Annotated in this window: 11 protein-coding genes; 4 read left to right on the top strand and 7 right to left on the bottom strand. The window is 64.5% G+C overall.

Annotation, left to right across the window (positions count from 1 at the left end):
* Positions 1 to 6: 6 nt before the first annotated feature.
* Genes AC1C2M_RS00670 through AC1C2M_RS00655 form a run of 4 tightly spaced genes read left to right on the top strand, consistent with a single transcriptional unit; the run spans position 7 to position 4,035 of the window.
* Complete coding sequence (locus tag AC1C2M_RS00670) at positions 7 to 1,317, top strand: branched-chain amino acid ABC transporter permease (RefSeq protein ID WP_416046392.1); 1,311 nt, start codon at positions 7 to 9, stop codon at positions 1,315 to 1,317.
* A gap of 9 nt (positions 1,318 to 1,326) precedes the next feature.
* The gene (locus AC1C2M_RS00665; RefSeq protein ID WP_495434915.1) at positions 1,327 to 2,307 is read left to right on the top strand and encodes a branched-chain amino acid ABC transporter permease; all 981 of its coding nucleotides are present in this window, start codon (positions 1,327 to 1,329) and stop codon (positions 2,305 to 2,307) included.
* Positions 2,297 to 3,295: an ABC transporter ATP-binding protein gene (locus AC1C2M_RS00660; RefSeq protein ID WP_483404849.1), complete on the top strand. Its 999-nt coding sequence runs from the start codon at positions 2,297 to 2,299 to the stop codon at positions 3,293 to 3,295. The genes AC1C2M_RS00665 and AC1C2M_RS00660 overlap by 11 nt, the downstream gene beginning before the upstream one ends.
* Positions 3,292 to 4,035, top strand: a complete 744-nt coding sequence (locus AC1C2M_RS00655; RefSeq protein WP_495434914.1) for an ABC transporter ATP-binding protein — start codon at positions 3,292 to 3,294, stop codon at positions 4,033 to 4,035. Before AC1C2M_RS00660 ends, AC1C2M_RS00655 begins: the two co-directional genes overlap by 4 nt.
* 78 nt (positions 4,036 to 4,113) lie before the next feature.
* Here AC1C2M_RS00655 and AC1C2M_RS00650 read toward each other — a convergent pair whose 3' ends face one another.
* From AC1C2M_RS00650 to groES, 7 genes are all read right to left on the bottom strand, one after another.
* Entirely contained in the window at positions 4,114 to 7,230 is a 3,117-nt protein-coding gene (locus AC1C2M_RS00650) for a glycoside hydrolase family 2 TIM barrel-domain containing protein (RefSeq protein ID WP_495434913.1), read from the bottom strand.
* A complete protein-coding gene (locus tag AC1C2M_RS00645) occupies positions 7,227 to 8,159 on the bottom strand; it encodes a carbohydrate ABC transporter permease (RefSeq protein ID WP_495434912.1) in 933 nt (310 codons plus the stop codon). Before AC1C2M_RS00645 ends, AC1C2M_RS00650 begins: the two co-directional genes overlap by 4 nt.
* A complete protein-coding gene (locus tag AC1C2M_RS00640) occupies positions 8,156 to 9,097 on the bottom strand; it encodes a carbohydrate ABC transporter permease (protein ID WP_483404852.1) in 942 nt (313 codons plus the stop codon). The genes AC1C2M_RS00645 and AC1C2M_RS00640 overlap by 4 nt, the downstream gene beginning before the upstream one ends.
* On the bottom strand, positions 9,094 to 10,434 hold the full coding sequence (locus AC1C2M_RS00635) for an ABC transporter substrate-binding protein (protein ID WP_495434911.1): 1,341 nt from the start codon (positions 10,432 to 10,434) through the stop codon (positions 9,094 to 9,096). The genes AC1C2M_RS00640 and AC1C2M_RS00635 overlap by 4 nt, the downstream gene beginning before the upstream one ends.
* Positions 10,435 to 10,655: 221 nt before the next feature.
* Positions 10,656 to 11,933 (bottom strand): ABC transporter substrate-binding protein, encoded by a 1,278-nt coding sequence (locus AC1C2M_RS00630; RefSeq protein ID WP_495434910.1) that lies wholly within the window; start codon positions 11,931 to 11,933, stop codon positions 10,656 to 10,658.
* Between the two features lie 141 nt (positions 11,934 to 12,074).
* Complete coding sequence (gene rarD / locus AC1C2M_RS00625; RefSeq protein WP_495435676.1) at positions 12,075 to 13,133, bottom strand: EamA family transporter RarD; 1,059 nt, start codon at positions 13,131 to 13,133, stop codon at positions 12,075 to 12,077.
* Between the two features lie 99 nt (positions 13,134 to 13,232).
* Positions 13,233 to 13,529, bottom strand: coding sequence for a co-chaperone GroES (gene groES, locus AC1C2M_RS00620; RefSeq protein WP_108391728.1), 297 nt, complete (start codon positions 13,527 to 13,529; stop codon positions 13,233 to 13,235).
* Positions 13,530 to 13,643: the final 114 nt, after the last annotated feature.

The raw sequence follows: 13,643 nt of genomic DNA, 5'->3' as shown, positions 1-13,643 counted from the left end.
GGTGCAGTGAGTCTCACTCATTCAGCCCACGCCCCGCGCCACAAGCGCACCCTGTTGCTGTTCCTCGGATTTCTTTTTGCGACGCTTGCGTTTCAATCGTTTTCTGCGGCGCCGGCGCAGGCCGATGAGGTCGGAACGGAGTATGACTTCTACTTCGCGGGCAACGTCAAGTACGACAGCGAACCGCTCGAGGGCGTGACAATCACTGTCGAAGGCAATGGCTATGACGCAGAGGTTGACACCGCCGCGGACGGCAAGTGGAAGATCGGGGTGCCGGAGAAAGGCACCTACACGGTAACCCTGGTCGAGGAGACACTCCCGGAGGGCGTGATCGTCGCCGAAGGCTCCGCAGCCGTCGAAGCCGAGATCGCGCTCACAAACTCCAAGATCGTGAACTACTTCCTCGGCGAGGGAGTCCGCGTCACAGTGAGCTTCTGGGACCAGTTGGCGGAACGAATCGTCAACGGACTCAACTTCGGGCTCCTGCTCGCACTCGCTGCCGTTGGGGCATCCCTGGTCTTCGGAACGACCGGACTGTCGAACTTCGCGCACGGTGAAATGGTGACGTTCGGGGCGGTGATGGCCTATGTCTTCGCCAACGTCCTCCAGTGGCCGCTCTGGGGCGCTCTCGCAGCTGCGGTCCTGATGAGCGCGCTCTTCGGGTTCACCCTCGACGCCGGGCTCTGGAGACCGCTGAGGCGAAAGGGCATCGGCATCGTCCAGGTGATGATCGTCTCCATCGGCCTCTCGCTGCTCATCAGGTACGTCTTCCTCTACTTCATCGGCGGAAGCACCTACCAGTTGCCCGGTTCCGGTGAGGAGCGGATCACACTGTTCGGCAGTGTCGCACTCTCCGTCACCGACATGGTGAGCATGGCCGTTTCGGCGGTCGTTCTTCTCGCTGTCGCCTGGTGGTTGCTGCGGACCCGAACCGGTAAGGCAACTCGGGCGATCTCGGACAACCCCTCCCTCGCCGCAGCGAGCGGCATCGATGTCGACAGGGTGATCCGGATCGTCTGGATCCTCGCGGCAGCCCTCGCCGGCCTCGCGGGTATCCTCTGGGCCTATTTCCGCCCGGGCATCAAGTGGGACATGGGTACGCAGATCCTGCTGCTCGTCTTCGGCGCGATAGTCCTCGGTGGGCTCGGTACAGCGTTCGGCGCACTCATCGGTGCGATCATCGTCGGCCTCCTCGTCGAAGTCTCGACGCTGTGGATCCCGTCTGACATCAAGTACGTCGGTGCACTGGTCGTGCTCATCGCCGTCCTGCTCGTGAAACCCCAGGGACTTCTGGGCCGCAAAGAGAGAATTGGATAGGAGGACGCCATGGACTGGGGATCAATTCTTTCAAACACCGCCTCCTGGCTGATTAGCCCCGAGACGATCGCGTACGCGCTTGCCGCCCTCGGCCTCGCCGTCCACTTTGGATACGGCGGACTGCTCAACTTCGGTATGGCCGCCTTCATGGCGCTCGGCGCATACGGGTACGCCATTTCCATCCTGACCTTCGGGCTGCCGTGGTGGGCCGGAATTCTCGTCGGCTGTGGGGCATCCGTCGTCTTCGCCCTCATTCTCGGTATCCCGACACTGAGACTGCGCGCCGACTACCTCGCGATCACCACGATCGCGGCGGCGGAGATCGTTCGACTACTCTTCACCACCCAGGTCTTCGACGACATCACCAACTCGGCAGACGGGCTCGGCAACTACCACGCGGGCTTCCGTGCCGCGAACCCCTTCCCCGAGGGCACCTACGGCTTCGGCCCGTGGACTTACAACGAGAACGGCTGGTGGGTACGTGTCTTCGGCATCTGCCTCCTGGCCGTCGCCGTGCTCCTCGTCTGGCTGCTCATGCGCAGCCCGTGGGGACGGGTGCTCAAGGGCATCCGCGAAGACGAGGATGCCGTGCGCGCGCTCGGTAAGAACGTCTTCGCCTACAAGATGCAGGCGCTCATCGTCGGTGGCGTGTTCGGCGCCCTCGGCGGGGTGGTGTTCGCACTTCCCTCCGCCGTCGTGCCGAGTGTCTACGTGACGAGCCTGACGTTCTTCATCTGGACCATCCTCCTGCTGGGCGGTGCCGCGACGGTCTTCGGGCCGTTGCTGGGTGCCGTGATCTTCTGGGTCATCATGGGCTTCCTGTCGAATGTCCTCCCCGAGCTCGCGTCGAGCGGCATCCTGCCGTTCATGTCGACGACTCAGGCGGCAACAGTCCGCTACATCCTCGTCGGACTCGCCCTGATGCTGATCGTTATTTATCGACCACAGGGCATCCTCGGAAATAAGAAGGAGCTGACCTTTGTCAAGTAGTGACGCAGCATCCGTCAAACCGGTGAAATCCACGGGACTTCACATCGGCGACGCCGTCCCCGGCGTCGCGAAGGTCGACCCGATCATCATCGCCGACAACGTGACCAGGCAGTTCGGCGGGCTCAAGGCCGTCGACGTCGAACACCTCGAAATCCCCCGAAACGCCATCACGGCGCTGATCGGACCGAACGGGGCGGGAAAGACGACACTGTTCAACCTGCTCACCGGCTTCGACAAGCCGGACACCGGGACCTGGGTGTTCGACGGAACACAGCTCAACGGTGTTCCAGCGTTCAAGGTCGCACGAATGGGCCAGGTCCGTACGTTCCAGCTCACCAAGGCCCTCGGCCTGCTGACCGTGCTCGAGAACATGAAACTCGGCTCGCAGAAGCAGAAGGGCGAGGGGATCTTCTCGAGCCTCATCAAACCGCTGTGGCAGAAGCAGGAAGAGGAGATCGAGGAGCGAGCGCTCGACATCCTCGCCCGGTTCAAGCTCGACACCAAGAAGGACGATTTCGCCGCGAGCCTCTCCGGCGGGCAGCGAAAGCTTCTCGAGATGGCCCGCGCACTCATGAGCGAGCCCAAGCTCGTCATGCTCGACGAGCCGATGGCCGGCGTGAACCCCGCGCTGACCCAGTCGCTGCTCGAACACATCCTCGACCTCAAGGTCCAGGGAATGAGTGTGCTGTTCGTCGAACACGACATGCAGATGGTTCGCCACATCGCCGACTGGGTCGTGGTGATGGCGGAGGGCAGGGTCGTCGCTGAAGGTCCACCAGACCTCGTGATGCAAAACCCCGCTGTCATCGACGCCTACCTCGGCTCACACCAGGACGTCGACCTCGGAGTTGTCACGGGGAGGATCGCCGGTGAGATCACACCGGAGGTCGAAGAACTGCTCGAGGAGATCGACGCCGAAACCGGCGTCGAGCACGACATCGAACATCCGCGCGCCGCTGGGCCGACGAGGGACGAGGACACCAAGTGACAGCAACAATCGCTCCGGAGATCGTCGTCAGCGTGGAAAACGTGACGGCGGGCTACCTGCCGGGCGTCAACATCCTCAACAGCGCCAACCTCACGGCGTCCAAGGGTGAGCTCATCGGCATCATCGGACCCAACGGTGCCGGAAAGTCGACCCTCCTCAAGGCCATCTTCGGCCAGGTCAAGGTGCGTGAGGGATCGATCCGCCTCAACGGCGACGACATCACCGGGCTCAAGGCCGACAAGCTCGTCGCCCGTGGCGTCGGCTTCGTGCCGCAGACGAACAACGTGTTCCAGAGCCTCACCATCGAAGAGAACCTGCAGATGGGCCTGTTCCAGAAGCCCAAAATCTACGCAGAGCGACTCGAGTTCGTCACCGGGATTTTCGGTGAGCTCGGCAAGCGGCTCAAGCAGCGGGCTGGCTCACTGTCCGGTGGTGAGCGCCAGATGGTGGCCATGTCGCGGGCGTTGATGATGGACCCCGCGGTGCTTCTTCTCGACGAGCCGAGCGCCGGCCTCTCCCCCGTCCGGCAGGACGATGCGTTCATCCGCGTTTCCGACATCAACAAGGCCGGTGTGACCACCATCATGGTCGAGCAGAACGCCCGCCGCTGCCTGCAGATCTGTGACCGCGGTTACGTTCTCGACCAGGGAACCGACGCATACACCGGGACCGGTCGCGAGCTGCTGAACGATGACAAGGTGATCGGCCTCTACCTGGGCACGCTCGGCCAGGACGACTGAGCTGCGTCACCCCTACGACCGAAACGCCCTGCAGTCCTGCGGGGCGTTTCGTCGATCAGAGGGTGACGGGGCGCTGCGCTACTCGATGGCTGTGAACCGCAGGGTGATCGTCCGCGCCTCTGGCCGCAGGATGAAGTCCGGCCAGACATCGGGCCCACACGCCCGCGATCCGAGCCCGTGCTGCGCAGCGTCGAGGTAGAGGTAGCTGGCCTCGCTCTCGGGCAGCTCGTACCGGTGGTTCGCGGCGTCCACCTGCTGCGCGGTGTGAGCGGCAAGAGTGAAGCCGATCCGCCGGCCCCTGGCATCCGGCACCGTATCGATCCGCAGCCAGTCCCCGCCATCGCGTCCGAGCGTCAGCGCACGAAGATCACTCCGGTGTCCACTCTCCTGCGGCATCGCGTACGGAACAGTGAGCTCGTCGAGTGTCGCCGAGTATCGGCCAACGAGGGCCGCTCGCGTCGAGTCCGGGTACGACTCGCGCGGTCCAGCGCCGAACCAGGACGCCCGGTCAACGCTCGCGGGCAGGTCGAACCTCAGTCCGATGCGCGGCAGCACCATGTTCCAGCCGGCGCTCGGCACGATGTCGGCCCGCAGGGCGAGCTGGCCGTCCACGACGCGCCAGTCCTCCTCGACGATCACGGCGTTCCGCTGCTCGGCCGCGGAATACCGGGTCCGAATCCGGATGCCGTCGGCTCCCACGTCGACCCGTTCAACCCGTGCGGTGAGCCGGTCGAGGCCCGCCGCACGCCAGACGTCGGCGGACGACGGTGCGGGTGTCCCGTTCCCGTTCGCCAGTGTCGGGTCGGCGAGATCGTACGAGCCCCGTCCGTCGCCACGATCGTTGTCGGTCGGTGCCCGCCACAGTTCGAGGCGGGGGCCCGACACCGGCACGCCGGCGAGCGAGGCGAGTCGTCCATTCTCGAAGACCGCCGGCCCCAGGGCCAGGGAAGCAGGGATCAGGGACGCCGGGATGCCGTCGGCACCGGCAGCGGCAGAGACGGAGGCCAGCGGTCGCACGCTGGTGCCGGCGGAACTGTGCGGGGTGAGGTCGAGCTGTGCCGCCGAGATCCGGTGACCGGCCTCCGCCCAGGGTGTCGCGTCACGGAGCACCGCCTCGACCGTGAACCAGGTTTCGCCGGTCCCCACCTCGACCGAGGGCAACGCGACGGTGGCCGACTCCCCCGCGGCGAGCGCCGGCCCTGTCGCACCAGCGACCTCGAGCTCCCCGGTCGCGACAGTCGTGCCGTCGTGCTCCGCGGTCCACCGGAACAGAACGTCGGCGGCATCCGTCGTGTGGCGCAGGTTCGACACCACGACGACGCTGTCGCCGTTCCCGTCCACGTCGAAGCCGAGCCGGATCGGCGCGACGACCTGCTTGTATTCGTAGAGCCCCGGGGTGGGCGTCGAGTCGGAGAGCACCATGCCGTCCATGACGAAGTTGCCGTCGTGGACCACCTCGCCGAAGTCACCGCCGTAGCCGAAGTACTCAGTGCCGTCGGCGGTGTGCGTGCGAATCCCGTGGTCTCGCCACTCCCAGACGAAGCCGCCGTGGAGCCTCGGGTACCGATCGACGAGATCCTCGTACTGGTCGATCGCGCCTGGTCCGTTTCCCATGGCGTGCACGTACTCACAGAGCAGGAACGGTTTCGTACGCTGTCTCGCGGATTCGGCGGCCGAGCAACCGAGCAACAGGTTGAACGAATCGTCCCGACCGATCGTTTCGGTCTCGGGCACGGAGGAATACATCCGGGAGTACACGTCGGTGTATGACCCGGTGTAGTCGCCCTCGTAGTGGACCGGTCGGCTGGTGTCGCGCGCGTGGGTCCAGGCTGCCATCGCCGCGAGGTTCTGTCCGGTGCCCGCCTCGTTGCCGAGCGACCACATCACGATCGACGGGTGGTTCTTGTCCCGCTCGACGGTGCGTTCCATCCGGTCGAGGTAAGCCTCTCGCCAGGTCGGGTCGTCGCTCGGGTTGTCGACCCAGCCGTGTGCCTCGAACCCGTGGGTCTCCAGGTCGCACTCGAGCACGACCCAGAACCCGAGCTCGTCGGCGAGGTCGAGCAGGCGCGGGTGGGGCGGATAGTGGCTCGTTCGGATGGCATTGACGTTGAACCGCTTCATGAGCGAGAGATCTTCGCGCGCGGAGTCCTCGTCGAACACCCGCCCGCGGTCGGGGTTGGTTTCGTGCCGGTTCATGCCGTGGAACACGACACGGCGCCCGTTCACGAGGAAGCGGTCGCCGACGATCTCAACGGTGCGGAAGCCGACGCGCAGCGACACCGTCTCGGCCGAATTGGACACTGTTGCGTCGTAGAGTCTGGGGCTCTCCGCCGACCACGGTTCGACGGCGGCGATGAAAACGGATGCCACGGCGTCGGCCGACGGCCAGGTCACGTCGATGTCGAGGGCGGGGATTCTCAGCGTCACCGGATACGCGTCGGGTGACGCGGTGATCTCCGCGGAAACGGTCCCGGCGCCAGTGCCGGCGGCATCGCCGTCGTACGCGGCGCGCAGCCAGACGTCGTCGATGCCTCCGGCCGGACGCGCCTGAAGAGTCACGTCCCGGAAGATCCCGGGCAGCCACCACTGGTCCTGGTCTTCGAGGTAGCTCGCGGCCGACCACTGGGAGACCCTGACCACGATGAGGTTGGTGCCCGTTCGTACGACCGGGGTGACGTCGAACTCCTGGGCCAGCCTCGAACCGACGCCGACCCCGACCTCGGCCCCGTTGACCCAGACGCGGTAGTGCGACTCGACGCCGTCGAAGCGCAGCACCACCCGGGCGGCGTCGCTCCAGGACTCGGCGAGCTCGAACGTGCGGCGGTAGTCCCCGGTCGGGTTGTCATCCGGCACGTGCGGAGGCTCCACCGGGAACGGGTACTGCACGTTCGTGTAGATCGGCAGCCCGTACTTACCGTCGCCCTGCAGGACCCAGTGTGACGGCACCGTGAGGGTGTCCCAGCCCGAGTCGTCGAACTCCTCGGTCGCAACGTCGGTGTCCGCTTCGCCATCGGGCAGCACTCCAGCGGTGCCCGGTGTTCCCGGAGTGCCTGCCAGCAGGCGGAACCGCCACTGTCCGTTCAGCGACTGCGACGCGGCATCCGAATTCAACCAGGACCGTGCTGGCAATCGCCGTCCGGATCCCGGGCCTTTCGAGGTGAGTGTGAAATTGTCTGCTGTGGAGCTGGATGTCACGACTTGACTGATCCTTCGGTGAGGCCGCCGCGCCAGAAGCGCTGCAACACGATCATGGCGATGCCGAGCGGGATGATCGACAACAGAACTCCGCCGGTGGTGAGTTCATAGAACTCTGGCAGCCTATCGACCTGGCTCAACCAACTGTTGAGTCCGAGGGTGATCGGGTAGAGATCGGAGTCAGAAAGCATCACCAGGGGCAGGAAGTAGTTGTTCCAGATGCCGACCAGCTGGAACAGAAATACCGTGACGAGCGCCGGGGTGAGGATTCTCAGTCCGATGGTGTGGAAGATCCGGATCTCGCCGGTCCCGTCGATGCGGGCGGCCTCGACGAGTGATGAATCGACGGTGGCCTGGGCGTAGATGCGGCACAGGAACAGCCCGAACGGTGAAACGAGTGACGGAAGCAGCACGCTCCAGTAGGTGTTGGCGATGCCCATCTGGCTGAACAGCAGAAAGAGCGGGAGTGCCGTCGCCGTCCCGGGCACGAGCACGCCTCCGAGGATGGTGCCGAAGATGAGGTCACGGCCCTTGAACTCGTATTTCGCGAGCGCGTACCCTCCCGCGGCCGCAAAGTAGGTCGCGAGGAGCGCGCCGACCCCGGCGTAGAGCACCGAGTTGCCGAACCAGCGCACGAAGATACCGCCGTCGTAGCTCAGCACCTGGCCGAGGTTCTCCCACAGGGCGAACGTCGGGGCGAACCAGAACCCGTAGGTGGAGAACAGGTCCTCCGTCGACTTCGTGGCAGCGACGACGACCCAGTACACCGGAATGAGGAAGTACAGCGCGACGACGGTGAGGATCCCCGTGACGATGATCGACGATGATCGCCTTGAACGCGTTCGTCGCTTTTTCGCCGCGGTGTTCGCGTCGGTTGCTGACGATGAAACGGATGCCGGTCCGGTCTGACGTGTCGTCGTTGTGGTCATGATGATTTCCGATTCGTCAGCTTCAGGAAAGCAAAGGAGAGTGCGAATGCCACGACGGCGATGAGCACAGCCTGGGCAGCGGCGACGTTGTAGTCGTTGTAGGCGAACGCCGTCGTGTATGCGCTGAGGTTGGGCGTGTACTGGCTGTCGATGGCCGGCGAGACCGACTGCAGCACCTGGGCTTCCGCGAACAGCTGCAGGGTGCCGATGATGGAGAACACGGCGGTGAGCAGCAGCGCCGGCCGAATGAGCGGGAGCTGGATGCTCGTTGCGACCCGGAGCGTCGACGCGCCGTCCACTTTTGCCGCTTCATACAGTTCGACCGGGATCGCTTTGAGCTGAGCCACGATGATGAGCATGTTGTATCCGGTGTAGCTCCAGGTCACGATATTCGCGATCGACCAGAGCACGGTGCTGGCACCGAGGAAGTTGGGCGTCAGGCCGAACAGTCCGGCGATGTCGAACAGCGGAGAGAGCCCGGGGACGTAGAGGAACGACCACAGGATGGTCGCGATCACACCGGGAACGCCGTACGGCAGGAAATAGGCGGCGCGGAAGAACCCGGGCCACTTCGCTGAGGCCGACTCGAGCATGAGCGCAAGAATGGTGCACAGGGCGATCATGATGGGAACCTGCACGATGCCGAAGAGCAGCATCCGCCCGATCGATGCGACGAAGTTGCCGTCGGCGAGCGCCTGCGCGTAGTTGCTGAACCAGGCGAACTCGGTGGTCACCCCCTCTTCACCGAACAGCCCCCTGCGCGTGACCCTCGTAAAGCTCGACCCGATCGCCACCAGGATCGGGAGAATGAAGGTGAGCAGGAAAAGGGCCAGGAACGGCGCGAGAAGCAGCCACGGGGCCCGGGTCGTTGCCGCGACCCTCGCCCTCTGCTTTGCCGGTGCGCTGCGGGTTGCCGGCCGAGCGGTTGTCGACGTCACGACTCCTCCTTGCGGATACGAAGGCCCTTGTTCTCGAAGGACTTCATCACGAGCCTCTCGGATGTCGCGAGAGAGTCGACGAGCGTGGTTCCCGATGCTTTCTTCCGGAAGCCGTCGCTCAGGATGTTGAAGGTCTGCTGCGTTGTGGGCCACCACGACCACTCGGCGTTCTGCTGGAGGGTCGCGGGGACGAAGACTTCCTCGTTGTAGCGCTGGCCGCTGAAGAATTCGGATGGCTGTTCCCGTTTCGCGCCGATCACGTCTGGTGCCGGGGACCAGCCGATGCCGCTGTTGTCGATCATGGCGTCGATGCCCTCCTGCGAGGTGGTCATCCACACCGCAAACTCGAGGGCTTCCTTCGGGTGGGCGCTGTTGGCAAAGACGGCCGCGGTGGAGCCGCCCAGGTAGCTCGACCCGAAGCCTGAGTCGCCCCAGGTCGGCATGGGTGCCGCCATCCATTTCCCCGCGCCGTTGCTCACGCCCTCGATGATGGCGTCGCCCCAGCTGCCGGTGACGACGGATGCCATCTCGCCATTGGCCGCTGCGGCGAACCAGGCTGGCGAGTACGCCGCATAGCCGCTCTCAACGAGGTCCTCGTCGATCGCGCCGTCGAAGAACCGCGCGACCTGCATGGTGGATTCGTCGGTCATGTTGATCACCCACCCGTCGTCCTCGGCCCTCAGCCAGCTCGCACCGGCCTGGGTGGCCAGCGCCGCAAAGAAGGATGCGTCAGCGAGTGGGAAGCAGTCGATGTACGCGCCAGCGCCGCGAAGCTCTCGCGCGAGCCCGAGCCAGTCGTCCCAGGTCGACGGCGGAGATCCACCTACCCTGGCAAACACCTCGGGCTGGTAGAACATCGCCATGGGACCTGAGTCCTGCGGGATGCCGTAGACACCGTCCACGTAACTCACCTGGCTCCAGAGCGTCTTGTCATAGAGATCCGCGTGGTCGTCGGCTCCGTACCGTGACAGGTCCACCAGCCCGTTCACGAGCATGAACTCGGGAATGGATCGGAGTTCCACCTGTCCGATGTCCGGCCCGCCGCCCGCGGCGAGCGCCGCGTAGAGCTGCTGGTATCCGCCGTCGTTTCCGCCGGGGATCCAGACGGCCTCGACCTGCACGTCGGGGTGCGAGGCGTTCCACACGTCGGCAACCTTCTGGAGGTCCTTGAGCCAGGCCCAGTAGGTCAGGGTGATCTTTTCGCCGCCGCCGGCAGCGGCAATCACCGGTTGGGAGTTGACCGACGTGGTCCCGGGTGTGGCGCACCCGGTGAGCATGGCGAGCGCTGCTGAGCTGAGTCCAGCGCCGAGCAATTGGCGCCGTGAGAGTGGTGTCATGTGCATTCACTTCGTTGTGATGGCCGGTACACGCGGCTGGTCGCCTCCCCGCAAATGGGTGACATGACGCTAACACAGCACCGGCCGGATGACGAGAGTCTGCCGAACGTGAATGGACGAGACGCGCTCCAGCGCGGCGCGGTGGCAGGCTGTGGCGCCGGGCTTAACGAACGGCAGGGCCACGGTTTCCCGTGGCCCTGCGGTTGTGTTTCGGTTACGAACTACTCGGAGATGCGCTCGTAGGTGTTGTCTTCGAGGTACTGGAAGACGCCGATCGTTGCCTCGGTCGGGTCACCGTTCTCGTCGAACGTGACCGGGCCGGAGTTTCCGTCGTAGTCGATCGTCTCGCCATCGTTGAGCAGCTCAGCACACTCGCTGAACGACGTGCACGTGGTACCGTCGCCGGAACCACCAGAGACCTCCTGGAGTTTCCCTGCGATGTCCTCGCCGTCGGTGGAGCCCGCCGCCATCGCGGCCAGCGCCAGAAGGACGACGGCGTCGTAGGATTCAGCCGCGTAGCTGTAGTCCTTCAGCTCCTCGTTGCCCTCGCCCTGCCAGAACTCCTGCAGGCGGTCGGTGAAGTCACCGAGGGACTCGGTGTCGAGACCCGGCAGCGTACCCTTGGCGCCCGTGAGGGTACCTGCAGGGAAATCGGCTGAGTAGTCGGCGAGGTTGCCGTCGACGAAGTACAGCTTGTCGGACGGGAACCCGGCGAGCGCGGGAACGATCGTCTTGGTCTCCTCGAACGCGATCAGGGCGATTGCGTCGGGGTTTGCGGCCTTCAGTGCGCTGACCTGAGCGTCGAACGAGGTGTCGCCCGTGTTGTACGACTGCTGTTCGACGACTTCGCCGCCCGCGTTCTCGAACGCCTCTGTCGTGAATTCGGCGAGGCCGGTCCCGTACGAGTCGTTGAGGTAGAGAATGCCGAGGGTTTCGTTGCCGTCTTCAGCGATCAGGTTTCCGAGGACCTCACCCTGCAGCACGTCACTCGGGGCAGTTCGCCAGAACAGCCCGTTGTCGTCCCACGTTGTGAAGTCCGCAGAGGTGTTGGCCGGCGAGAACTGAATCACGCCTTCGCCCGTCACCTGGTCGATGAAGAGCTTGGTCACACCACTGGCGGCTGCGCCAATGATCGCCGAGACGCCCTCCTGAAGAAGTCGCGGCACCTCGGTTGCGTATGCCTTGTTGTCGGTGTCTCCGGAGTCACCGTAGACAACGTCGATCTCGATCCCGAGGTCGGCGTCGTTGATCTCCTTGGCCGCGAGGCCGACTCCTGCTTCCTCGGGCGGGCCGAGGAAGGCGAGGTTGCCTGTCTGCGGCAGCTGCGTTCCGACCTTGAGTGTCAGGTCGCCTGCTGGCTGGTCTGAGTCACCTTCGCCGCCACCTGGGCTGCTGCAACCGGTGAGGACCAGCGCGCTGGCTCCGAGGATTGCGAGAGAACCCAGTGTGATCGTGCGGGTGCGTGAGCGGGAGGCCGTAGCCCGGGTGAAGACGCCCATGTTGCTCCTATGCTGTGTCGTGTATCCAACCGACAGCGCTAAATACTGTCGTGGTGCCAACATATTCGAGCAATCGTCACCGAACAATACGTGGGCGTTACATACGTGTAACGGCGACGCAATCGTTACAGTTCAGCGGCATCAGAGCTGTTCTGGCGCTTCAGACGCAGCTTTATTGCGCCGCCGGAGCGATCCGCGCGCACTGATGACCGTGTCCGCCGTCAGGACGACGAGAGCAATCCAGACCAGAATGAACCCGATCCACCGCTCCAGCGGCATGGCCTCGTGGAGTACGAGCACCCCGACGAGGAACTGGATCACGGGGGCGAAGAACTGGATGAAGCCCATGTAGATGAGCGGAAGCCGACGCGACGCAGCGGCGAAGAAGAGCAGGGGAACCGCCGTGATCACACCGGTACCGACGAGCAGCACCGTATGAAAGACACTGACCTGTCCGATGGTCAGTCCGGCGGTGGAGCCGACGACGATGAGTTGGACGACGGCGAGGGGCGTGAGCCACGCTGTCTCGAGGGTGAGCCCCGAGACGGCGTCGACGGTCCCCCCGACCCGCTTCTTGATGTAGCCGTAGAGCCCGAAGGAAAAGGCGAGGATCAGGGCAATCCACGGAACGCCGTGCGCGCCGATCGCGAGCACGAGCACCGCGGCAATGCTGATGCCGACCGAGATCCACTGCACGACGCGAAGCTTCTCGCGCAGAAAGAACACGCCGAGAAAAACAGTGACGATGGGATTGATGAAGTAACCGAGCGCCGTCTCGACGACCTGCCCGTTGAGCACTCCGTAGACGTACGTCTGCCAGTTGACGAAGATGAGGACGCCAGCGAGACCGAGGGGGAATGACACCCGGGGATTCCTGGCGAGCTGGAGAAAGGGAGCCCACCCGCGCGTCACCGTCAGGAGGAACATGCAGAACACCAGCGAGAAGATCACGCGGGCCGCGACAAGCTCGAACGGGTCCGTCGGCGCGAGCAGGAGGAAGTACAGCGGAAGAACGCCCCACAGCGTGTATGCGGTCACGGCGAAAATGAGGCCGGGGCGGCTCAGCGGGGCATCGGGAGAAGCCACTGCGCCGTTGGCCGCCGCTTCGGGGCCCGCACCGCCTGTCGAACCTGCATTGCCTGTCGGAGCTGCATTGCCTGTCGGGCCTGCACTATTGGCCGGAACCGGCTCTGGGGTCATCTGCACCCATCGATGCTACTCCGCACCTGCGGGGCAACCGCCTGTTAAAACGAAGAAGCCCGGACGGTGAGTCACCGTCCGGGCTTCAGTTCGTTTGAGTTATCGAACCACAACCGCGAGCACGTCGCGAGCCGAGAGGACCAGGTAGTCCTGGCCGTCGAACTTGACCTCGGTTCCGCCGTACTTGGAGTAGATCACCTTGTCGCCGACGGCGACGTCGAGCGGTACCCGGTTGCCGTTGTCGTCGATGCGGCCGGGGCCGACAGCCTCGACGACGCCTTCCTGCGGCTTCTCCTTGGCGGTGTCAGGAATGACGAGACCTGAAGCAGTGGTCTGCTCTGCCTCGACCTGCTTGATGACGATGCGATCCTCGAGCGGCTTGATGCTGACCGACACGGTTGACCTCTTTCTAAACTAAGACTTGAGTTAGCACCCTCACATCGAGAGTGCTAATGCCAGTGTAGGGATCCGTTGGCACTCTCGCAACGTGAGTGCCAACGTAGGGCGAGC

Source organism: Mycetocola sp. Y444 (assembly GCF_059445295.1).
This window is presented reverse-complemented; position numbering and strand designations above follow the sequence as displayed.